20 protein-coding genes, 2 tRNA genes and 2 other RNA genes are annotated in these 20,483 nt (G+C 53.1%); 12 read left to right on the top strand and 12 right to left on the bottom strand.

Annotated elements, in window-relative coordinates:
- Window positions 1-364: 364 nt before the first annotated feature.
- Together F3I20_RS06105 and F3I20_RS06100 are read left to right on the top strand one after the other, a co-directional pair.
- The gene (locus tag F3I20_RS06105; RefSeq protein WP_150015161.1) at window positions 365-1,114 is read left to right on the top strand and encodes a MipA/OmpV family protein; all 750 of its coding nucleotides are present in this window, start codon (window positions 365-367) and stop codon (window positions 1,112-1,114) included.
- A 72-nt stretch (window positions 1,115-1,186) separates the two neighbouring features.
- Entirely contained in the window at window positions 1,187-2,038 is an 852-nt protein-coding gene (locus F3I20_RS06100) for an aldo/keto reductase (protein WP_150015160.1), read from the top strand.
- Here F3I20_RS06100 and F3I20_RS06095 read toward each other — a convergent pair.
- Both F3I20_RS06095 and gapA read right to left on the bottom strand, forming a co-directional pair.
- On the bottom strand, window positions 2,035-2,934 hold the full coding sequence (locus F3I20_RS06095; protein WP_150015159.1) for a D-hexose-6-phosphate mutarotase: 900 nt from the start codon (window positions 2,932-2,934) through the stop codon (window positions 2,035-2,037). The genes F3I20_RS06100 and F3I20_RS06095 overlap by 4 nt on opposite strands.
- Window positions 2,935-3,008: 74 nt before the next feature.
- Entirely contained in the window at window positions 3,009-4,007 is a 999-nt protein-coding gene (gapA, locus tag F3I20_RS06090; RefSeq protein ID WP_013358063.1) for a glyceraldehyde-3-phosphate dehydrogenase, read from the bottom strand.
- Between the two features lie 341 nt (window positions 4,008-4,348).
- On the opposite strand from gapA, the gene msrB reads away from it, so the two are divergent.
- Both msrB and F3I20_RS06080 read left to right on the top strand, forming a co-directional pair.
- A complete protein-coding gene (gene msrB, locus F3I20_RS06085) occupies window positions 4,349-4,759 on the top strand; it encodes a peptide-methionine (R)-S-oxide reductase MsrB (RefSeq protein ID WP_150015158.1) in 411 nt (136 codons plus the stop codon).
- Between the two features lie 4 nt (window positions 4,760-4,763).
- On the top strand, window positions 4,764-5,045 hold the full coding sequence (locus F3I20_RS06080; protein WP_013358061.1) for a YeaC family protein: 282 nt from the start codon (window positions 4,764-4,766) through the stop codon (window positions 5,043-5,045).
- Window positions 5,046-5,073: 28 nt separating this feature from the next.
- Here F3I20_RS06080 and pncA read toward each other — a convergent pair whose 3' ends face one another.
- The 3 genes from pncA to sppA form a co-directional block, all read right to left on the bottom strand.
- Window positions 5,074-5,682 carry a bifunctional nicotinamidase/pyrazinamidase gene (gene pncA, locus F3I20_RS06075; protein WP_150015157.1) on the bottom strand — a complete coding sequence of 203 codons (609 nt, stop codon included), beginning with the start codon at window positions 5,680-5,682 and terminating at the stop codon, window positions 5,074-5,076.
- 16 nt (window positions 5,683-5,698) lie between these two features.
- Complete coding sequence (ansA, locus tag F3I20_RS06070) at window positions 5,699-6,712, bottom strand: asparaginase (protein ID WP_150015156.1); 1,014 nt, start codon at window positions 6,710-6,712, stop codon at window positions 5,699-5,701.
- Window positions 6,713-6,797: 85 nt separating this feature from the next.
- A complete protein-coding gene (gene sppA / locus F3I20_RS06065; protein WP_150037064.1) occupies window positions 6,798-8,660 on the bottom strand; it encodes a signal peptide peptidase SppA in 1,863 nt (620 codons plus the stop codon).
- A gap of 173 nt (window positions 8,661-8,833) precedes the next feature.
- Between sppA and F3I20_RS06060 the strand changes: the two genes are divergently transcribed.
- The 3 genes from F3I20_RS06060 to F3I20_RS06050 all read left to right on the top strand — a co-directional run bounded on the left by F3I20_RS06060 (window position 8,834) and on the right by F3I20_RS06050 (window position 11,804).
- Complete coding sequence (locus F3I20_RS06060; RefSeq protein WP_150015154.1) at window positions 8,834-9,385, top strand: NAD(P)H nitroreductase; 552 nt, start codon at window positions 8,834-8,836, stop codon at window positions 9,383-9,385.
- 194 nt (window positions 9,386-9,579) lie between these two features.
- Window positions 9,580-11,496 (top strand): DNA topoisomerase III, encoded by a 1,917-nt coding sequence (locus F3I20_RS06055; RefSeq protein ID WP_150037065.1) that lies wholly within the window; start codon window positions 9,580-9,582, stop codon window positions 11,494-11,496.
- Entirely contained in the window at window positions 11,493-11,804 is a 312-nt protein-coding gene (locus F3I20_RS06050; protein ID WP_150015152.1) for a YnjH family protein, read from the top strand. Before F3I20_RS06055 ends, F3I20_RS06050 begins: the two co-directional genes overlap by 4 nt.
- Before the next feature lie 33 nt (window positions 11,805-11,837).
- Here F3I20_RS06050 and xthA read toward each other — a convergent pair whose 3' ends face one another.
- From xthA to F3I20_RS06015, 7 genes are all read right to left on the bottom strand, one after another.
- Window positions 11,838-12,644 carry an exodeoxyribonuclease III gene (xthA, locus tag F3I20_RS06045; protein WP_150015151.1) on the bottom strand — a complete coding sequence of 269 codons (807 nt, stop codon included), beginning with the start codon at window positions 12,642-12,644 and terminating at the stop codon, window positions 11,838-11,840.
- A 170-nt stretch (window positions 12,645-12,814) separates the two neighbouring features.
- Window positions 12,815-12,942: non-coding RNA, RtT sRNA (locus F3I20_RS06040), on the bottom strand.
- Window positions 12,943-12,982: 40 nt separating this feature from the next.
- Window positions 12,983-13,110: non-coding RNA, RtT sRNA (locus tag F3I20_RS06035), on the bottom strand.
- Between the two features lie 41 nt (window positions 13,111-13,151).
- Window positions 13,152-13,236 (bottom strand) — tRNA-Tyr (locus tag F3I20_RS06030).
- 38 nt (window positions 13,237-13,274) lie between these two features.
- A tRNA-Tyr gene (locus tag F3I20_RS06025) sits at window positions 13,275-13,359 on the bottom strand.
- A gap of 144 nt (window positions 13,360-13,503) precedes the next feature.
- Entirely contained in the window at window positions 13,504-14,352 is an 849-nt protein-coding gene (purU, locus tag F3I20_RS06020; protein WP_003852258.1) for a formyltetrahydrofolate deformylase, read from the bottom strand.
- A 56-nt stretch (window positions 14,353-14,408) separates the two neighbouring features.
- Window positions 14,409-14,864, bottom strand: a complete 456-nt coding sequence (locus F3I20_RS06015) for a YchJ family protein (protein WP_150037066.1) — start codon at window positions 14,862-14,864, stop codon at window positions 14,409-14,411.
- Between the two features lie 96 nt (window positions 14,865-14,960).
- Here F3I20_RS06015 and rssA point away from each other — a divergent pair, with 96 nt between their 5' ends.
- The 5 genes from rssA (at window position 14,961) to F3I20_RS05990 (ending at window position 20,469) form a co-directional block, all read left to right on the top strand.
- The gene (gene rssA, locus F3I20_RS06010) at window positions 14,961-15,866 is read left to right on the top strand and encodes a patatin-like phospholipase RssA (protein ID WP_150037067.1); all 906 of its coding nucleotides are present in this window, start codon (window positions 14,961-14,963) and stop codon (window positions 15,864-15,866) included.
- Between the two features lie 99 nt (window positions 15,867-15,965).
- Window positions 15,966-16,982, top strand: coding sequence for a two-component system response regulator RssB (gene rssB / locus F3I20_RS06005; protein ID WP_150015147.1), 1,017 nt, complete (start codon window positions 15,966-15,968; stop codon window positions 16,980-16,982).
- A 193-nt stretch (window positions 16,983-17,175) separates the two neighbouring features.
- A complete protein-coding gene (gene galU / locus F3I20_RS06000) occupies window positions 17,176-18,084 on the top strand; it encodes a UTP--glucose-1-phosphate uridylyltransferase GalU (protein ID WP_150015146.1) in 909 nt (302 codons plus the stop codon).
- A 22-nt stretch (window positions 18,085-18,106) separates the two neighbouring features.
- Entirely contained in the window at window positions 18,107-19,447 is a 1,341-nt protein-coding gene (locus F3I20_RS05995) for a UDP-glucose dehydrogenase family protein (protein ID WP_150015145.1), read from the top strand.
- A gap of 14 nt (window positions 19,448-19,461) precedes the next feature.
- Window positions 19,462-20,469 (top strand): NAD-dependent epimerase, encoded by a 1,008-nt coding sequence (locus tag F3I20_RS05990; RefSeq protein ID WP_150037068.1) that lies wholly within the window; start codon window positions 19,462-19,464, stop codon window positions 20,467-20,469.
- The last annotated feature ends 14 nt before the right edge of the window (window positions 20,470-20,483 follow it).

The raw sequence follows: 20,483 nt of genomic DNA, 5'->3' as shown, positions 1-20,483 counted from the left end.
AGCAGCTCCCGGAAGATATTCTCTGTTGAGTACAGCAACCCTTATGCCAACCTGATCTTTTTTATCGGGATACACAACGTTTGTGGTTACTCTGCTCGTACAAAATCTCTGCTGTTAATTCTAACTGTAGATGGCTTCTAGGAAATTTCCTCCATGGGTTTGGGCGAATGAGGGGAAGATCAAGACTAATTCGGGTCAGTTATGAGATGAGTTCATATGGATGATGCTTTAACTTAACTTGTTTTTAACCTTTCATGCCACTTTCATCTGTTGGTTGCTTAAAGGATTTCGATATAAGTTAATCCAGCCGTAAAAAAACGTTAGACTTCCTGTTTGATTGTTATATTTATGGAATGAATAAATTGTGAACCAATTCAAATTTAAGACGCTTGTTGCACTTTTACCCTGTTATTTGCTGGCTACGCACGCCAATGCCGCTCCGCTTTCTGTGGGTGCGTCGGTCATCTATGCCGACTCACCGTATCGCGGCGGACAGGACCGTTATCTTCCGGTTCCGGTCATCAATTATGAGGGTGAAGACTTCTGGTTCCGCAGCCTGCAGGGCGGTTACTACCTGTGGAAAGATCCCCAGAATCAGCTCTCTCTGACGCTGCTGGGCTCACCGCAGGAGTACAAACCCAGCGACAACGATCTGGGTGATATGAAAGGGCTGGATAAGCGCCGCATGACACTGATGGGTGGCGCAACCTATCGTCACACCGCCGACTGGGGGGTTGTCCGGACGGCATTGCTGGGCGACGTGCTGAATAACAGCAACGGGATGATCTGGGACCTGACTTACCTCTACCCCATCCAGATGGGCGACTTCAGCCTGACGCCGGGCATCGGTGCCATGTGGAATAGCGCCAATCAAAACCGTTATTACTACGGTGTTTCCGCGCATGAAAGCGCACGTACCGGCATCAGCCGTTACAATCCGGACGACAGCTGGTCGCCTTATGTTGAGTTGAGTGCCAGCTATCAGATAGCAACGCAGTGGAATGTTGGCATTGTGGGACGTTACACCCGTTTCGACAGCGAGATTAAAGACAGCCCGATGATCGATAAGAGCGGGCAGACGACAATCTGGACAGGTGTCAGCTACACCTTCTGATAATGCACTAAAAGAGGGCATACGGTGCCCTCTGTTCTTTTATGGGGCCTCAGAATGAGGCGGGAGAGCAGAATGCGCAACACGATTAACTTCGCTGGTTTTAATGACCTGCCGGTAATCGGCCAGGGCACGTGGTATATGGGCGAAAACCCGGCGCAGCGGGCCGGTGAAGTCGCAGCATTACAGGCAGGTCTTGAGTGTGGGTTGCAGTTGATTGATACCGCCGAAATGTATGCAGACGGCGGCGCTGAAGAGGTCGTCGGGCAGGCGCTGCTGGGGCGTCGCGATAGAGCGTTGCTGGTGTCGAAGGTCTACCCGTGGAATGCCGGCGAAGTGGATACCATTGAAGCCTGTGAGCGTAGCCTGCGCCGTCTGCAGACCGATTACCTTGACCTCTATCTGTTGCACTGGCGCGGTAATATCCCGCTGGAAGAGACTCTGCGCGCCATGGAGCACCTGCAGCAGCAGGGCAAGATTCGTCACTGGGGCGTCTCGAATTTTGACACTGATGATATGGCCGAACTGTGGGATGAACCCGGAGGCAATCAGTGCGCGACCAATCAGGTCCTGTATCATCTGGCTTCACGCGGTATCGAGTTTGATCTTCTGCCCGTCTGTCAGCAGCGTGGCGTGCCGGTGATGGCCTATTGTCCGCTGGCACAGGCTGGACGACTACGGGATGCGCTGTTTACCGATGCGGTGCTGAATCAGATTGCACAACAGAAGGGCATCAGCGTGGCGCAACTACTGCTGGCCTGGGTGGTTCGTCAGCCAGGGGTCATTGCCATTCCCAAAGCCAGTTCTGTGGTTCACGTTCAGGAAAATGCTGCGGCGCTGGAGGTGGAACTGACCGATGAAGAGTTGCAGCTCATCGATCGTGCGTGGCCAGCACCACAGCATAAATTACCGCTGGATATCGTTTAGCCGTTAGCTCTGTCGCTGGCTGCGACTTTCTTCTTAAGGCGGAACGTCGTGGCCAGGCGTGCCGGCTTTTCACCCGCACTGCGCAGCGGTTTATTGATTCGGGCCGTCTCTACACAGACCATTGTCTTATAACCTTCATTCGCCATATCCGCCATGCTGCAGGAGAGTTCCACACCCGGATTCCAGGTGACAACGTCACTGTGATGGTGGTGGTAAACTTCGATCTGTCGCTCACCCGTTGTATCATTGATAACGGAGCAATCTTCTGCCGCCGTGAAGATACGGTCGATGCGTCCAGGATAGCGCTGTTTGCCATCACTGCTGGCAACCTCACCGTTATTTACTTTGTCGATATAGCTGTTGCCCAGACCGGAGACCTCAACACCGTTGATGTCACTGACAGTAAAGTAGCTATGCAGCGCTGCCGTGGCTTCAAAGTCACCATGAGCTTCCAGTTCAATCTCACAATGCTGACCCAGGCGGAAGCGGGCGATGAGGGTAAATTCGTGTGGCCACAGTTTCAGCGTCTGAGCGTTGCTTTCCAGCACCAGCGTAAGCATCACGCCATCTTCATTCTCATCATGCGCCGTAAGCTTCCATGTCTGAATCCGGGCAAAACCGTGTGCCGGTTCGCCTGCCGGACCAAACCAGGGCCAGCAGATCGGTACGCCGCCACGAATCGCTTTACCGGGTGAAAAAAGACTCTTGTCGCTCAGCCAGAGTACCGGCTTTTCGCCACTCGGCTGCCAGGCGATAAGGTGCGCGCCCTGCAGCGTAATCGCTGCTCGTACCTTAGGATGGCTGATGACAATCGCCGGCAGTTCGCCAACCTGTCGCTGCGAAAGGTAAGGGGAGATCTGCGTGACTACGGGCAGTGAAAACAGTTTATCTTGCATGTTCGATTCCTTCCTGTGCGGATCAAAAAAAGGGCGACCGAAGTCGCCCTTAATCTCAATGATGTCTGTCTGCCTTATTTAGCAGAAACCAGCGCAATCAGGTCGAGAACTTTGTTTGAGTAGCCGGTTTCGTTGTCGTACCAGGAAACCAGTTTCACAAAGTTGTCGTTCAGCGCGATACCCGCTTTAGCATCGAATACTGAAGTCAGGACTTCGCCGTTGAAGTCGGTAGAAACCACGTCATCTTCAACGTAGCCCAGAACGTCTTTCATCTCACCTTCTGCAGCCGCTTTGATTGCAGCACAGATTTCTTTGTAAGAGGCCGCTTTTTCCAGACGTACGGTCAGGTCAACAACGGAAACGTTAGGGGTAGGGACGCGGAATGCCATACCGGTCAGTTTGCCGTTCAGCTCTGGCAGAACTTTACCAACCGCTTTTGCTGCGCCAGTTGATGAAGGAATGATGTTCTGCGATGCACCACGGCCGCCGCGCCAGTCTTTGTGAGACGGGCCATCAACGGTTTTCTGAGTCGCAGTGGTAGCGTGAACGGTGGTCATCAGACCTTCAACGATACCAAACTTGTCGTTGATGACTTTAGCCAGTGGTGCCAGGCAGTTAGTGGTACAGGACGCGTTAGAAACGATATCCTGGCCATCATATTTGTCGAAGTTTGCACCACGAACAAACATAGGGGTGTCATCTTTAGATGGACCGGTCAGAACGACTTTCTTAGCACCTGCGGTGATGTGTTTACGCGCGGTTTCGTCGGTCAGGAAGATACCGGTTGCTTCAGCAACAACGTCAACGCCCACTTCATCCCACTTCAGGTTGGCCGGATCACGCTCAGCAGTAACACGGATTTTTTTACCGTTAACGACCAGTGCGCCATCCTGAACTTCTACGGTACCGTCGAAACGACCGTGCGTAGAGTCATACTTCAGCATGTACGCCATGTAATCCGCGTCCAGCAGGTCGTTGATAGCAACGATTTCGATGTCAGAACGCTTCTGAGCAGCACGGAAAACGATGCGACCGATACGGCCGAAACCATTGATACCTACTTTGATAGTCATATATTCCACCAGCTATTGGTTAGTGAATAAAAGGTTGCCTGTAAAATTACAAAAACCTTACCAGGCGTCAAGCGGAATCGTGTCAATTGTTGCGACAGGTCAATTCGCCTGATAGGAATAATTCGATGCGCAACCGCTTGCGCGCCGCCAATGATATCGCTTTTCGTCTAATCAATCGCCGAATATATAGTGATGCCCGGGATAAAAGGTGATCGAAGTCACAATTACGCTTTGCAGTGGACGGCATGAAAGGGTGAGCACAAAAAAAGACCCGGTAATGTTGATCATTTGTTAGAATAATAGTCGAATTTTTCAGAATGGCACTTCCCCGGAATCCTAAAATGGCTAAAGACACCGCACCCGACGCAAAAATCGCCGAGCTGACAGAAATGCAGCGTTATGTGACACAGCAACGCGGAACGGAACCGCCTTACAGCGGCGCACTGCTGCACAACAAGCAGGAAGGGATCTACCACTGCCTGGTCTGTGAGGCGCCACTTTTTCTCTCTGAGACCAAATATGATTCAGGCTGTGGCTGGCCCAGTTTTTACCAGCCGGTGAATGATGATGCGATTCGCTATATCGAGGACAATTCTCATGGCATGCAGCGTGTTGAGATCCGCTGCAGTAGTTGCGATGCACATCTGGGGCATGTTTTTCCAGACGGTCCGCAACCGACCGGTGAACGCTACTGTGTTAACTCCGCCTCGCTGAATTTCACCGACGAGCAGGGCGAACAGACCAAAGGGTAAGGCGATGAAGGAACAACTTGAAGCAATGCTTGCGTCGATGACGCCTGAAGTCTATGAGCGACTGGCAACAGCCGTTGAGATTGGGAAATGGCCGGATGGCGTGGCACTGACGCAGGAGCAGCGCGACAACTGCCTGCAACTGGTTATGTTGTGGCAGGCAAGACACAACGATGCGCCGCAGCATATGACCATCGCTAAGGGCGGCGAGATGGTAATGAAGTCGAAAAAAGAGCTGAAAGAAGCGTTCGGCATCGACCCGGATGTCACCCGCATTCATCTGCATTAAAAAAAGCTGGCGTCATGCCAGCTCCATTTTAAATCAGAATCGCGCCCTGAGCCGTCATCTGAGCAAAGGCGATTTCACTGTCCTCAGGATTCAGATTAACGCCGCGGCAGCCTTCTTTGACTACCTCGACGTGATACCCCAATTCCAGCGCATCCAGCACGCTATATTTCACGCAGTAATCTGTCGCCAGCCCCAGCATCACCAGATGAGTGATGCCACGCTCACGCAGCCAGCTGTCCAGCTCGGTTTTACGACGGTGGCCATTATCAAAAAAGGCGCTGTAGCTGTCGACATCCTGATCCTCACCTTTATGGAAAATTGCATCGAACAGTGATCGATCCAGAGCGGGATGGAAGTCCGCGCCCGCCGAGCCCTGAATGCCGTGATCGGGCCACCAGATTTGCGCCAGACCATTTAACTCGCCCAGCGTGTAGACCGGCTCACCGGAAACCGAGGCGAAGCTGCCGTGATTGGCCGGGTGCCAGTCCTGCAGCGCCAGTACGCATTCACCGTTTTCACGGAACAAACGCGCATAACGATTAGCCACCTCGACCGTGTGGTCGCCCTCATGGACTGCCATCGGGCCGCCGGGGCAAAAATCGTTCTGAATATCAATAATGATGAGTGCCCGCTTCATTACATGTCGCTCCGTTTCAGTCTTCAGTCAGTTCGCCGCGCAAATTCTGCTGCATTCTGGCACGGATTTGATCGGCAGAGAGTTCCTGACTGAGTAAAAAGTGTAGCTTGGTCAGTGCGGCTTCTACCGTCAGATCAAATCCGCTAATCACACCAGCCTCTTCAAGCGCATTGCCGGTGGCGTATCCGCCCATATTTACCTTGCCTGAAATACACTGGGTCAGGTTCACCACCACGATACCACGTTCGCTGGCCTGCTGAAGTTCGGCCAGAAATTCCTTGTTCTGCGGGGCATTGCCTACGCCATAAGAACGCAGGATCAGCGCCTTCACCGGCTGCCGCAGGAAGTTACGGACCACGTCGGCAGAAATACCAGGATAGAGGGTGACCACACCAATGGGCTGAGGCGTAATGGTGTGAACGTTCAGTTCGCCCTTGCCGGATGGGGCAGGTGGCGTATTGAGGCGGCGAATATGAATGCCCGCTTCCAGCAGTGCAGAGAGGTTCGGCGAGGCAAAGGCGTTGAAGCCATCGGCATGAGCCTTGGTAGTACGGTTGCCGCGATAAAGTGTGTTATTGAAAAACAGAGACACTTCGCTAATCGGATAGTTAGCCGCCACATAGAGGGAATTTAACAGATTCTGCTGACCATCTGAGCGCAGCTCCGCCAGTGGAATCTGTGACCCGGTCACGATCACCGGCTTGGCCAGATTTTCCAGCATGAACGAGAGCGCAGAAGCGGTAAACGCCATGGTGTCCGTGCCATGCAGAATCACAAAGCCATCATAGCGATCGTAATTTTGTCGGATATCGTTGGCGATAAACTGCCAGTCTTCCGGGGTCATATCGGATGAGTCGATCAGCGGCTGATATTCATGGATGGTGAAATCAGGCATCTCGGGACGGTGGAACTCGGGCATATTCGCCAGCTGCTGCTGCAGGTGCCCTGAGACCGGAATATAGCCCTGCGCAGAGCGCTGCATACCGATTGTCCCGCCCGTGTAGGCTACGTAGATGTTTTTCTTGTGCATTAGAGAACTCAGACTCGCCATAAAAGGCGCAGTATAAGGGGAATAGCGGGGAAAAGCAGCCCGACCAGCGGCCGGGCTGAGAGGTTTATCGCACTTCGCCGCAGTTCAGGCAGAAGGCATAACGGTTCTGAGGATCGTTATGCTTGTCGAAGAGCCCCGGCTGGGCTTTCATGGCACTCATCACATCCAGCATCGGTGCGGGCAGCCAGGCTTTGAGCGTATCCGGCAATACGGCCTGTACTGAGGCGTTCATCTGGCCCAGCAGCATATCCAGGAAGGTCGGTTCATCCTGATACCAGCTCAGCATGGGTTTACTGACTTTCGCCAGCTCGCCCGCCTTCTTCACGGCATCATCGAAGTCACCCAGCGCATCCACCAGACCATTGGCTTTGGCGTCGCTGCCGGTCCAGACATGGCCCTGCGCTATCGCATCAATCTGCTCTGGGGTTTTATGACGCGACTTCGCCACCAGACCCACAAAGTTGCGGTAGCCATTTTCGATAGTCAGCTGCATCAGTTGCTGAACTTCCGCTGGTAGCGCTTTGGTGGTGGAGATGTCCGCCAGCGGGGAGGTCGCGACACCATCTGTGTGCACGCCAATGCTGTCCAGACTGTTCTCCAGCGTATTGATGACGCCGAAGATACCAATCGAGCCAGTCAGCGTACTGGGGTTCGCCACAATGTAGCTGGCTGGCGTTGAGATCCAGTAACCGCCGGATGCCGCCATGCCGCCCATAGAGACCACAATCGGCTTACCTGCGGCCTGGGCCGCCGCCAGCTCTTCACGAATCGCTTCCGAAGCTGTCACGCTGCCACCCGGGCTGTTCACCCGCAGAATGATCGCTTTGATTTTCGGATCGAGACGCGCATCGCGGATCTGAGCGGCTGTTGTGTCGCCCCCCACGTTACCCGGCGTCTCTTCGCCATCCATGATGGCACCGCTGGCCATGACGACCGCAATGTTGCCATCCTGCTGCGAGGAGGTCGGTTTCACGCTGTAGTCATAGATGCTGACGCTACGGTAATCGTTGCTCTGCTTATCCAGACCAAAAGTTTTCACCAGCTCCTGATCGGCTGCTGCACGGGAACCCAGGGCATCGACCAGCTTGTTATCCAGCGCATATTGCGCGGTGTCGCCTTTAACCGCGTTTAAACCAGCAATAATCGCTGCTGCGCCAGGGAAGAGTTGTTCCGGCGTCAGCTGGCGATTCGCCGCCACGGTATTCAGATAGTTCTGCCACAGCTGACCTACCCAGCGGCTGTCAGCATCACGTGCCGCGGGTGACATGTCGTCACGCAGGAATGGCTCGACCGCTGATTTGTAGGTCCCGACACGGAAGACGTGTGACGTGACTTTAAGCTTCTCCAGAAGGGTTTTGTAATAGAGTCCGTTGGTGGCGAAACCATGCAGATCCACGGTGCCCTGCGGCGACAGATAGATTTTCGTGGCGTAGCTGGCAAGGTAGTATTGCGCCTGACTGTAGCTGTCGCCCAGAGCATAAATTGGCTTGCCGCTGTCGCGGAATTCACGCAGTGCTTTACCCACATATTGCAGGGAAGGCTGATCGCCACCAGCAAACTCGCGTAGATCGAGCACCATGCCTTTAATGTTGCTGTCATCTTTTGCCTGGCGAATGGCATCGACCACATCAAACAGCGAATTTTCCTGTAAGCGGTCACTGCTGGCACCCAGCAGCTGGCGGCCAATTTTACTCAGACGGTTGCTTACCGACGGTTTATCCACCAGCACGCCGCTGAGATCGACCTTCAGCGCGCCCTGCTGAATCGGCGCTGAACTGCCGCCCGATCCGCTGACCTGCAGCCAGATCCCCACACCCACCACAATCAATAAAATCAGGAAAATATTCAGAATAAATTCCCTGATAAAATTCAATACCCGCCAGCTCCAGCGGAACAGACCTGCAACTATTCGCCACAATGTGCGCATCAGACTCTCCATAAATATGTAGCAGGAAGTGGCCGCCGCGCGGACCAGACTTCCCCGACGAGCTCATCCTAAAGAGCGGCGTGTGAAAAGTCAGCAGGAAATCACTACGCACTGTTACAAAAAATCTGCCTGTGCCAGGATAATGGCAACATTACAGAGATCGGGAGAGAAACATGGACGCACTGGAGTTACTGGTCAACCGACGTTCGGCTTCACGCCTGACTGAGCCGGCACCGGCAGGTGACGCACTGGAAAATATCCTGCGGGCTGGCATGCGCGCCCCGGATCACGGCACGCTGCAACCCTGGCGCTTCATCATTGTAGAAAATGAAGGGCGTGACCGGATGAGTCGACTGCTGGAGAAGGCGGCACGCGATAGCCAACTGGATGAAAAGGCGATCAATAAAGCAAGCCAGGCACCGTTTCGCGCACCAATGATTATTACAGTAGTGGCACATTGTGAAGCGCACCTCAAAGTGCCGCGTTGGGAACAGATTGCCTCGGCCAGCTGTGCGGTAATGGCGATGCAGATGGCAGCGCTTGCTCAGGGTTACAACGGTATCTGGCGCAGCGGTCCCTGGACCGATGACGAGCAGGTCCGGCAGGGTTTTGGCTGCCGCGAGCAGGATGCCATCGTCGGCTTCCTTTATCTGGGTACCCCGCAACTGAAATCCAGCACCACGGTGCTCCCGCCTGACACTGCACCATTCGTCCGTTACTTCTGATCTGCCTGTCCGGTTCCGGCGGGGTGCATTTCAGCCCTGCCTTTTGCACGGTTCCTGTGCGAACGATCGCTAACACTGCGCGTCACGCTTACGCCCGACGCCCTGCCAGGCTAACATAGCCCGCGAGATTCAAACCGACAGCGAACAACCGGTTATCACTGTGTTCCCACTGATGTTAAGGATGTCCTGATTCAATGCGTTTGTTTATTGCGGAAAAACCGAGCCTTGGGCGTGCTATCGCAGATGTGCTGCCGAAACCGCATCGTCGCGGCGATGGCTTTATTGCCTGCGGCAACGATCAGATCGTGACCTGGTGCGTGGGACACCTTCTGGAGCAGGCGCAGCCCGACAGTTATGACAGCCGTTACGCACGCTGGTCGTTGAACGATCTACCGATCATCCCGGAAAAATGGCAGCTAAAACCGCGTCCGTCGGTTGCGAAGCAGCTGAAAGTGGTTGAAGGTTTGCTGGCGCAGGCGAGTGAAGTGGTGCATGCAGGTGACCCGGATCGGGAAGGGCAGTTGCTGGTAGATGAGGTGCTGGATTATCTGAACCTGCCCGCTGAAAAACGCAGCAAAGTGCAGCGCTGTCTGATCAACGATCTTAACCCTCAGGCAGTGGATCGTGCCGTAAATCGCCTGCGTGAGAACCGCGAGTTTATCCCGCTCTGCGTTTCTGCGCTGGCCCGCGCCCGGGCGGACTGGCTCTACGGCATAAACATGACTCGCGCCTGGACGCTGCTGGGACGCAATGCGGGCTACGATGGCGTGCTGTCGGTGGGTCGGGTGCAGACGCCGGTGCTGGGGCTGGTGGTCCGGCGCGATGAGGAGATCGAAAACTTCGTACCGAAAGATTACTTCGAAGTTAAAGCGCATATCCTCACACCTGATGGTGCCAGATTTATTGCCAGCTGGATCCCCAGCGAAGCCTGTGAGCCGTGGCAGGATGAAGAGGGCCGGTTGCTCAAACGTGCACTGGCCGATCACGTGGTGGCGCGTATCACAGGTCAGCCGGCCATCGTCACGGCCTACAATGATAAGCGCGAAAATGACGTCGCACCGCTGCCATTCTCCCTGTCCAGCCTGCAGATAGAGGCCGCAAAACGTTACGGACTGAGTGCCCAGACGGTCCTGGATACCTGTCAGCGGCTCTATGAAACCCACAAACTGATTACCTACCCGCGTTCAGACAGCCGCTATCTTCCGGAAGAGCATTTTGCCGGTCGTCATGCGGTCTTAAAGGCGATACAGGCGCATCAGCCCCAGCTTACCCCACCAGCAGACTTTAACGCCGATCGCAGAAATCGCTGCTGGGACGATAAAAAAGTCGATGCTCACCACGCCATTATTCCCACGGCCCGAAGCAGCGCGGTAAAGCTCAGCGAAAATGAACAGCATATTTATGAGCTGGTAGCGCGCCAGTATCTGATGCAGTTCTGCCCGGATGCGGTATTCCGTAAATGTGTCATCGACCTTGATATCGCGGGCGGAAAATTTGTGGCGAAAGCGCGCTTCCTGGCTGAGGCAGGCTGGCGGGCACTGCTGGGCAGCAAAGAGCGGGATGAAGAGAACGATGGTATGCCGCTGCCAGTGGTAGCAAAGGGTGATGAGTTGCTGTGTGAGCGTGGCGAGGTGCTGGCGAAGCAGACTCAGCCGCCACGCCCGTTTACTGATGCGACGATTCTTTCTGCAATGACCGGCATAGCCCGTTTCGTTCAGGATAAAGAATTAAAGAAAGTGCTGCGTGCGACCGATGGTTTAGGAACGGAAGCCACACGTGCCGGCATTATCGAATTACTGTTTCGTCGTGGCTTCCTGGTGAAGAAGGGCCGTTACATCAATTCCACGGATGCCGGACGCGCCCTGATTCACTCTCTGCCCGATCTGGTAGCGCGCCCGGATATGACGGCGCAGTGGGAATCGACACTGACGCGTATCAGCGAAAAGGCCTGCCGCTATGATGAGTTTATGCAGCCACTGGTGCAGACCTTAACCGGCCTTATCCAGCAGGCGCGGCATCAGCCTGCGGCGCATGCATTTCGGGGATTACCGTCCACCGGACAGAAACGTCCGGTGCGCAAAATCAGGCGTAAAGTGAAGGAGACGGAATGAGGCGTTATTCAGTATTTCTGGTTGTGGCTCTGACGCTGGCGACCAGCGCAGTGCAGGCCAATAGTCGTTATCAGTCGATGCCACCTCAAGGCAGCAACGGTGGGAATACCGATGTGGTGGTGGATATGCCGCCGGAAGCCTGGACGCAGTCAGAGAGACGTCAGCAGGAGTGTCTTCGCTGCTGTATCTTTGAGAACCGCAACTACACAGAAGGCGCGGTGGTGAAATCTGAGGGCGTGCTGCTGCAGTGCGCGCGTGATGAACAGTCTCTTGGCACCAACAACCTGATCTGGAAAATAGTGAAATAGTCGTCGCGTGGCGCTCTGCCACGCGACCATTAATTAAAAGCGGAAGGTTGACCAGATGGGGGCGTGGTCAGACGGCTTCTCCATGCCCCGAATCTCATAATCAATGCCGCTCTCAACGCAGTGTGCTGCCAGATTTTTACTTGCCAGCACTAAATCAATGCGTAACCCACGATTATCATCAAACCCTTTCGAACGATAATCGAACCAGGAGAAACGGTCCGCCACCTCCGGGTTGTGCTCGCGCCAGGTATCCACCAGTCCCCAGCCCAGCAGGCGATCCATCCACTCGCGCTCTTCCGGCAGGAAAGAGCATTTGCCGGTGCGCAGCCAGCGCTTGCGGCTCTCCTCACCAATACCAATATCCAGATCGGTGCTGCTGATATTCATGTCGCCCATAACCAGAACCGGTTTATCAGCAGGCAGATCGTCGGATAGCAGGCGTTGCAGATCGCGATAGAACTTCTCTTTAGCCGGGAATTTGGTGGGATGGTCGCGACTTTCGCCCTGTGGGAAATAGCCATTGATCACTGTGATGTCGCCGATCGGGCTGGGGATTTCCGCCATAATCAGGCGGCGCTGGGACTCTTCGTCATCGCCCGGAAAGCCCCGGCTCACTGACACGGGCTGCGCTTTGGTCAGCAACGCCACCCCATAGTGGCCTTTCTGTCCATGATAAAAGACGTGATAGCCAAGCTTTGCCACCTCCTCCAGCGGGAACATGTCATCATGGACCTTGGTTTCCTGCAGACCGATCACATCAGGCTGATGCTGTTCGACAAGCGCCTGAAGCTGATGCGGGCGGGCACGCAACCCATTGATGTTAAATGAAACAAATTTCATGAGATCGACCATTGTTCAGCGAGTAATGGGCGAAGATGGTAGCGATTTTTGTTGAAGAAGTCATGGCAGAACAGGCTGAGATTGTGTGAAAGTGGGTAAGAAGGTGAGCAGCTGTAAGGCAGAACAGGAGGCTTTGATATTTGTTTTGGAATTGAGTGCAGCATACGAGATGGTGGTGGGAGAAGGATTATTCGGCGCGTTGCGCCTCACCTTGCGGGCCGCGCTGAAGCGCGTTGTCTCGCGATGCTCGACCCGAACCTTAGTCGAAGGTTCTCATCCCTCACCCCGCAGAACAGGAGGCTTTTGAGTTAATTTGGGATTATCTGCAACATGCAAAATGGTGGTGGGAGAAGGATTATTCGGCGCGTTGCGCCTCACCCTTCGGGCCGCGCTGAAGCGCGTTGTCTCGCGATGCTCGACCCGAACCTTAGTCGAAGGTTCTCATCCCTCTCCCCGCAGAACAGGAAGCTTTGATATTTGATTTGGAATTGAGTGCAACATACGAGATGGTGGTGGGAGAAGGATTCGAACCTTCGAAGTCTGTGACGGCAGATTTACAGTCTGCTCCCTTTGGCCGCTCGGGAATCCCACCAGGGATAATGAAGTGGCTTAAGATGATTCAGATTCAGATGGTGGTGGGAGAAGGATTCGAACCTTCGAAGTCTGTGACGGCAGATTTACAGTCTGCTCCCTTTGGCCGCTCGGGAATCCCACCATGGCCTGAATCTTTGTCTCTTGAAGCGGGGCGCATCATACCAAATGCGATAAGGGTGTAAAGCGCCCGCTGGCAAAACCACAACTGTTTGCCCACTTTTTACGCGTAGCGCTGAATCTGCAGACAATTCAGCGTCCTGGCTGATTAAAGAATAATCGTACGGTTGCCGTAAACGAATACGCGCTGTCCCAGCACTTTATACAGTGCGTTGCTCAGGACATTCTTTTCTACGTCGCGGCCGGCACGCATCATCTCATCCGCGGTATAGCTGTGATCAACGTTAATCACATCCTGCATAATGATTGGACCTTCATCGAGATTGTCATTCACGTAGTGCGCGGTAGCACCAATGATTTTTACGCCACGCTCATAGGCCTGGTGGTATGGGCGGGCACCGATAAAAGCGGGAAGGAAGGAGTGATGAATATTGATAATCTGGTTCGGATAACGCTGCACGAAAGCGGGCGTCAGAACGCGCATATATTTTGCCAGCACCACGTAATCGGGCTGATAGCGATCAATCTCTTCCACCATGCGGTTATCGTGCTCTTCCCGCGTCAACCCCTCGTGACTCACCAGCACAAAGGGAATATCGAAACGCTCAACCAGTGAACGCAGGGTGTCGTGGTTACCCACAACCGCTGCAATTTCCATATCCAGGCCACCAAATGCGCTCTTCATTAACAGATCGCCCAGGCAGTGTGCCTCTTTAGTCACCAGAATTACCACGCGACGACGACCGGCACTGTGGAGTTCCCGCACTGAACCCTGAGGCAGGGCGCTGTCGAGATCGGCGAGCAGGGTATTATCGTTGAAAATCCCTTCCAGCTCGGTGCGCATGAAAAAACGCCCGGTGCGATGATCAACAAACTCATTGTTCTGCACGATATTAAGTTCGTGCTTGTAACAAATATTGGTGATTTTGGCGATCAGACCTTTTGCATCGGGACAAATGGTTCGTAAAACTTTTCTTTGCATGGTTTGCGCTTGCATCTCAATCAGAGTCCTGTCAAAGCATTAGGGTGTAAACCGCTGGGGTAGCCGTCAGCTTAACCACAACATTTTTTGTATTTTTTGCCACTGCCGCACGGGCAGGGATCGTTACGCCCCACGGGCGGTATTGTACCGTCAACATAGTACCAGCGTTGATCCTCGCGAAGAAAGCGTGAACGCTCATGAATAGCATGAATGTTGGCTTTCTCGCGGTATCGCGCAAAAAAGGTAACGAAAGCTTCGTTCTCATGGCTTCCATGATTACAACAGGTTACATTCAGGCTTAGCCATTCGGTGCCTGGAAAACTTTCAGATAAAAGCCCCGATAGCGCCGGATGGCGTTTGTCAGGATGCCAGGTTGCAACCAGATAGTCCGCATTCTGCTGAACATAGGCGCAATAACGGGAACGCATAAGTTGTTCAGCTGTAAAAGGAACCTGGTTACCCTGCAGAAAGGGTCCGCAACATACGCTATACTGCTCTCCGCTACAACATGGGCAGGTTTCTGACACATTGTCTCCCGGGAATGATGAGTCGATTTCACAAGCGCGCTATGTTAGCTGACCCCACGTTGTGGCGCTACGTATTGACGGCAGGACCAGATACAAATGAGAAAGGTAAAAATTGGATTGGCTCTGGGGTCTGGAGCGGCCAAAGGATGGGCGCATATTGGCGTGATTAACGCGCTGGAGCGGGCTGGTATTGAGATCGACGTTGTTGCAGGCTGCTCTGTCGGCGCACTGGTCGGGTCTGCCTATGTGAATAACCGTTTACCGCTGATGGAAAAATGGGTCAGTGCATTTCGCTACTGGGATGTGATTCGCCTGATGGACGTCTCCTGGCAGCGTGGCGGGTTGTTACGCGGCGAAAGAGTATTCAGCCATGTCCGCCAGCTGATTCCCAATGATGCGATTGAACACTGTAATAAACCCTTTGGCGTGGTGGCCACCAACCTCAGTACCGGTCGTGAGCTCTGGCTGACGGAGGGCGATCTTCATCAGGCGGTACGCGCATCCTGCAGTATGCCAGGTTTATTACCGCCGGTGGGCTACAATGGGTATTGGCTGGTGGATGGTGCTGTGGTAAACCCGGTACCGATTTCACTGACGCGAGCCCTGGGGGCAGACATTGTTATCGCCGTTGACTTACAGCATGACGCACATTTAATGCAGCAGGATCTCTTTTCCGTTACACCTCAGAACAGTGAAGAAGAAGCCGCCGCAGCGGCATTGAGTTGGGGTGGAAAGTTGCGACAGCGCCTGGTGAGTTTCACCCAGCGCCGTGCATCTCAGTCACCTGGCGCGATGGAGATTATGTCTACCTCTATTCAGGTACTGGAGAATCGCCTTAAGCGAAACCGTATGGCAGGCGATCCACCCGATGTTTTGATACAGCCGGTCTGTCCGCAGATTTCGACGCTGGACTTTCATCGTGCTGAAGAGGCCATTGAGGCAGGCAGGGCCGCCGTAGAGAAGAAAATGGATGAACTATTACCACTGGTCCGTGGCAGATAATCAGGTTGTTCATTCAAAACGGTGACTTCGGGCAATTCTGAAAGGCGCAACTGCGTTTTATGAACCACTATTGAATTATCTGGTACGCAGGGGGAAAGAATGGAAAAACCACTACTCGGCAAAAAGATACTCATTGTCGAAGATGAGGCTGTTTTCCGTTCGTTGCTGGACCAATTTTTGTTATCGATGGGTGCTGTGACGTTACAAGCGGAAGATGGTCTGGAAGCAATTGCACAACTACAACAGCATACTGTCGACCTGATTATCTCCGATCTGGAAATGCCGCGTATGAGTGGCATCCAGTTCGTAGAGCATATTCGTACACGTGGCAATGTCGTGCCGATATTAATCATCTCGGCCACTGAAAACATGTCCGATATCGCTCATGTGCTGCGTCTTGGGGTGCAGGATGTGTTGCTTAAGCCACTCAAAAACTTCGAACGCTTCCGTGAAGCGGTTTATGAGTGCCTTTATCCCTCAATGTTCACCTCTAAAGTGGAGGAGGATGAGCAGCTTTTCCAGGACTGGGATGCGCTGGTTCGCGATCCAAAAGCAGCCGCCAAGCTGCTCAAGCAACTCCAGCCGCCGGTTCAGCAGACCATTGCCAACTGCCGGATTAACTATCGTCAGCTGACGATGGCCGAGCAGCCTGGGCTGGTACTTGATATCGCGGCACTCTCTGATAAAGATCTGGCGTTCTACTGTCTCGACGTGACGCGCGCCGGTGATAACGGCGTGCTGGCGGCACTGCTGCTGCGTGCACTGTTTAATGGCCTGCTGCAGGAGCAGCTCACGGGCCAAAAACAGCGTCTGCCGGAGCTGAATGGACTACTCAGACAGGTCAATCTGCTGCTGCGGCAGGCGAACCTGAGCGGTCAGTTCCCGCTGCTGGTAGGTTACTATCATCGTGGTTTAAAAAATCTGATTCTGGTTTCGGCCGGATTAAACGCCACGCTTCATGTCCATGCCCATCAGATACAGCTCAGTAATGGTGTCCCGCTTGGCACTATGGGCAGCACCCACCTTAATCAAATCAGTCAGCGCGCAGACAACTGGCAGTGCCACGTCTGGGGCGCAGGCGGTCGCATTCGGCTGATGCTGTCGACGGAAGAATAAACCGCCATTACACAGAAATTCTGGCGCTGATCTCAGGGCCAGAGTTTAGCTTTACAGTTGGGTAATTGTCTTAATTTCGACGGTTTAGTCCCTTCCAGGATAAATCCGTTCGATACTAACTGATATACTCATTTCCGATTTTAAACCGACATATCAAGTATTAACTTGAACGGCCTATGAGAGAGGTATCTTAATGTCTGCCAATAATACCAAAGTAAAAAAAGCGGTAATCCCGGTAGCGGGTTTGGGTACGCGTATGCTCCCGGCTACCAAAGCGATTCCAAAAGAGATGTTACCGCTGGTTGATAAGCCGTTAATCCAGTATGTCGTTAACGAGTGTATCGCTGCTGGCATCAACGAAATTGTGCTGGTTACGCATTCATCAAAAAATGCCATCGAAAACCACTTTGATACCAGCTTCGAACTGGAATCAATGCTGGAAAAACGCGTTAAGCGTCAGCTGCTGGATGAAATCCAGTCAATCTGCCCGCCACACGTTACCATTATGCAGGTCCGTCAGGGCATCGCTAAAGGTCTGGGTCACGCTGTGATGTGTGCACACCCGCTGATCGGTGATGAGCCATTTGCGGTCATCCTGCCAGACGTCATTATCGACGAATATGAATCCAACCCAACCAAAGATAACCTGGCAGAGATGCTGAGCCGTTATGAAGAGTCTGGCCGCAGCCAGATCATGGTTGAGCCGGTTGACGATGTTACCGCGTACGGTGTTGTTGATTGCCAGGGCGCAGAACTGAACCCAGGCGACAGCGCACCTATGGTTGGTGTGGTTGAGAAGCCTAAAGCGTCAGAGTCACCATCAAATCTGGCCGTTGTAGGTCGTTATGTGCTGTCTTCAGAGATCTGGCCACTGCTGGCGAAAACGCCTCCAGGTGCAGGCGGCGAAGTTCAGCTGACTGACTCCATTGCTATGCTGATGGAAAAAGAGACGGTTGAAGCTTATCACCTGAAAGGCGTGAGCCATGACTGTGGTAACAAGCTGGGCTACATGCAGGCTTTCGTTGAGTACGGTGTTCGTCATCCGGTATTGGGCAAAGATTTTTCTGAATGGCTCGATGGCGCAGTTGGCAACAAAAAGTAATTCATAAACACAGGATAACTCGATGAAAGTCACTGTATTTGGTATCGGCTATGTCGGTCTGGTTCAGGCTGCGGTGTTAGCCGAAGTCGGACATGACGTTCTCTGCATTGATGTCGACGCTAATAAAGTCGAAAATCTGAAAAAAGGCATCATTCCTATTTTCGAACCAGGTTTAACGCCGCTGGTAATGTCCAATTACGAAGCGGGTCGTCTGAAGTTCAGCACTGAGGCTGAGCAGGGCGTAAACCATGGTGTTATGCAGTTTATTGCAGTCGGTACACCACCGGATGAAGACGGCTCTGCCGATCTGAAATATGTGACCGCCGTAGCGCGCACCATTGCGCAGCATATGAACGATCACAAAGTGGTTATCGACAAATCAACCGTTCCGGTTGGCACAGCAGACAAAGTTCGTGCAGTAATGACGGAAACGCTTAAAGCGCGTGACGCCAACATCACCTTCGATGTGGTTTCAAACCCGGAATTCCTGAAAGAGGGTGCAGCAGTTAATGACTGTATGCGTCCGGAGCGTATTGTTGTCGGTACCGACAACGACGACGTGGTCGAACTGTTACGCGAGCTCTATGAGCCGTTTAACCGTAACCACGATCGCATGATCATGATGGATATCCGCAGCGCAGAGCTGACCAAGTATGCTGCAAACTGCATGCTGGCTACCAAAATCAGCTTTATGAACGAGATGTCTAACCTGGCTGAACGTTTAGGCGCGGATATCGAGAAAGTACGCCAGGGTATCGGTTCTGATCCCCGCATTGGCTACCACTTTATCTATCCTGGCTGTGGCTACGGCGGCTCCTGCTTCCCGAAAGATGTGCAGGCGTTAATCCGTACCGCTGAGTCCATTGGCTATCAGCCACGTCTGTTGCAGGCGGTGGAAGATGTGAATGACAACCAGAAAAACAAGCTGCCGACCTTCATCAAGCGTCATTTTGGTGACGATCTGAAAGGTAAGACGTTTGCACTCTGGGGCCTGTCATTTAAGCCGAACACTGACGACATGCGTGAAGCCTCCAGCCGTGTGCTGATGGAAACGCTGTGGGAAGCGGGCGCATCTGTCCAGGCGTTTGACCCTGAAGCGATGGATGAAGCGCAGCGCATCTATGGTCACCGCAGCGATCTGAAGCTGATGGGTACCAAAGAGGCCGCACTGCAGGGCGCAGACGGTCTGGTCATCTGTACAGAGTGGCAAAACTTCCGTGCGCCTGACTTTGACGTTATCAAAAATGCACTGAAAGAAGCCGTGATTTTTGATGGTCGTAACCTGTATGATCCAGAGCGTATCAGCAAACGCGGTTTCGTTTATTATGCAATCGGCCGCGGAGCGTCAATTCAAACTGCATAATTAACGAGGGATTTATGAACTTTCTGGTCACCGGCGCCGCAGGCTTTATTGGTTTTCATGTCAGTCAGCGTCTGCTGGCCGCCGGTCACCAGGTTGTCGGTATCGACAACCTGAATGATTATTACGACGTAAATCTCAAACATGCCCGTCTCAATTTAATTAAAGCTGATTCTGGTTTTACATTCATTGAGCTGGATCTGGCGGACCGTGACGCAATGGCGTCACTGTTCGACCAGCACACATTCCAGCGCGTTATTCACCTTGGCGCTCAGGCTGGCGTCAGGTACTCCATTGAAAATCCCCATGCCTACGCAGACTCAAATCTGATCGGTCACCTCAATATTCTTGAAGGCTGCCGTCATCATAAAATTGAACACCTGCTCTACGCCTCATCCAGTTCAGTTTATGGCCTGAATCGAAAAATGCCGTTCTCAACCGAAGACAGCGTTGATCACCCGGTTTCTTTATATGCGGCGACCAAAAAAGCTAATGAGTTAATGTCGCACACTTACTCGCATCTTTATCAGTTGCCGACGACCGGATTGCGCTTCTTTACCGTTTACGGTCCATGGGGCCGTCCTGATATGGCACTCTTTAAGTTCACCCGGGCAATGATTGCGGGTGAAGCGATAGATGTTTATAACCAGGGCCAGATGAAACGCGACTTTACCTATATTGACGATATTGCTGAAGCGATTGTCCGTCTGCAGGATGTTATTCCGCAACAGGATGATAACTGGACCGTTGAAACCGGTTCACCCGCAACCAGCTCTGCGCCTTATCGGGTTTATAATATTGGTAACAGTCAGCCGGTTACCTTGATGAACTATATCGAAGCGATTGAGAAAGCATTGGGGATTACGGCGAAGAAAAACCTGATGCCAATGCAGCCCGGTGATGTGCTGGAAACCAGTGCGGATACCGAAGCATTGTATAAGGCCATTGGTTTTAAACCGCAGACCGGGGTCGAAGAGGGCGTTAAAAACTTCGTTGACTGGTATCGGGATTTCTATTGCGCCTGATTAAAAGAAAAAGG

This window comes from Candidatus Pantoea gossypiicola, assembly GCF_008632075.1.
Classification (GTDB): Bacteria; Pseudomonadota; Gammaproteobacteria; order Enterobacterales; family Enterobacteriaceae; genus Pantoea; species Pantoea gossypiicola.
Note: the sequence above shows the minus strand (reverse complement) of the source record. Positions and strands in the feature narration are given on the sequence as shown.

Coding starts and splice junctions, on each gene's coding strand:
- F3I20_RS06100 (WP_150015160.1), top strand. CDS start 1,187: ATGCGCAACACGATTAACTTCGCTGGTTTTAATGACCTGCCGGTAATC.
- F3I20_RS06095 (WP_150015159.1), bottom strand. CDS start 2,934: ATGCAAGATAAACTGTTTTCACTGCCCGTAGTCACGCAGATCTCCCCT.
- gapA (WP_013358063.1), bottom strand. CDS start 4,007: ATGACTATCAAAGTAGGTATCAATGGTTTCGGCCGTATCGGTCGCATC.
- msrB (WP_150015158.1), top strand. CDS start 4,349: ATGGCTAAAGACACCGCACCCGACGCAAAAATCGCCGAGCTGACAGAA.
- F3I20_RS06080 (WP_013358061.1), top strand. CDS start 4,764: ATGAAGGAACAACTTGAAGCAATGCTTGCGTCGATGACGCCTGAAGTC.
- pncA (WP_150015157.1), bottom strand. CDS start 5,682: ATGAAGCGGGCACTCATCATTATTGATATTCAGAACGATTTTTGCCCC.
- ansA (WP_150015156.1), bottom strand. CDS start 6,712: ATGCACAAGAAAAACATCTACGTAGCCTACACGGGCGGGACAATCGGT.
- sppA (WP_150037064.1), bottom strand. CDS start 8,660: ATGCGCACATTGTGGCGAATAGTTGCAGGTCTGTTCCGCTGGAGCTGG.
- F3I20_RS06060 (WP_150015154.1), top strand. CDS start 8,834: ATGGACGCACTGGAGTTACTGGTCAACCGACGTTCGGCTTCACGCCTG.
- F3I20_RS06055 (WP_150037065.1), top strand. CDS start 9,580: ATGCGTTTGTTTATTGCGGAAAAACCGAGCCTTGGGCGTGCTATCGCA.
- F3I20_RS06050 (WP_150015152.1), top strand. CDS start 11,493: ATGAGGCGTTATTCAGTATTTCTGGTTGTGGCTCTGACGCTGGCGACC.
- xthA (WP_150015151.1), bottom strand. CDS start 12,644: ATGAAATTTGTTTCATTTAACATCAATGGGTTGCGTGCCCGCCCGCAT.
- purU (WP_003852258.1), bottom strand. CDS start 14,352: ATGCAAGCGCAAACCATGCAAAGAAAAGTTTTACGAACCATTTGTCCC.
- rssA (WP_150037067.1), top strand. CDS start 14,961: ATGAGAAAGGTAAAAATTGGATTGGCTCTGGGGTCTGGAGCGGCCAAA.
- rssB (WP_150015147.1), top strand. CDS start 15,966: ATGGAAAAACCACTACTCGGCAAAAAGATACTCATTGTCGAAGATGAG.
- galU (WP_150015146.1), top strand. CDS start 17,176: ATGTCTGCCAATAATACCAAAGTAAAAAAAGCGGTAATCCCGGTAGCG.
- F3I20_RS05995 (WP_150015145.1), top strand. CDS start 18,107: ATGAAAGTCACTGTATTTGGTATCGGCTATGTCGGTCTGGTTCAGGCT.
- F3I20_RS05990 (WP_150037068.1), top strand. CDS start 19,462: ATGAACTTTCTGGTCACCGGCGCCGCAGGCTTTATTGGTTTTCATGTC.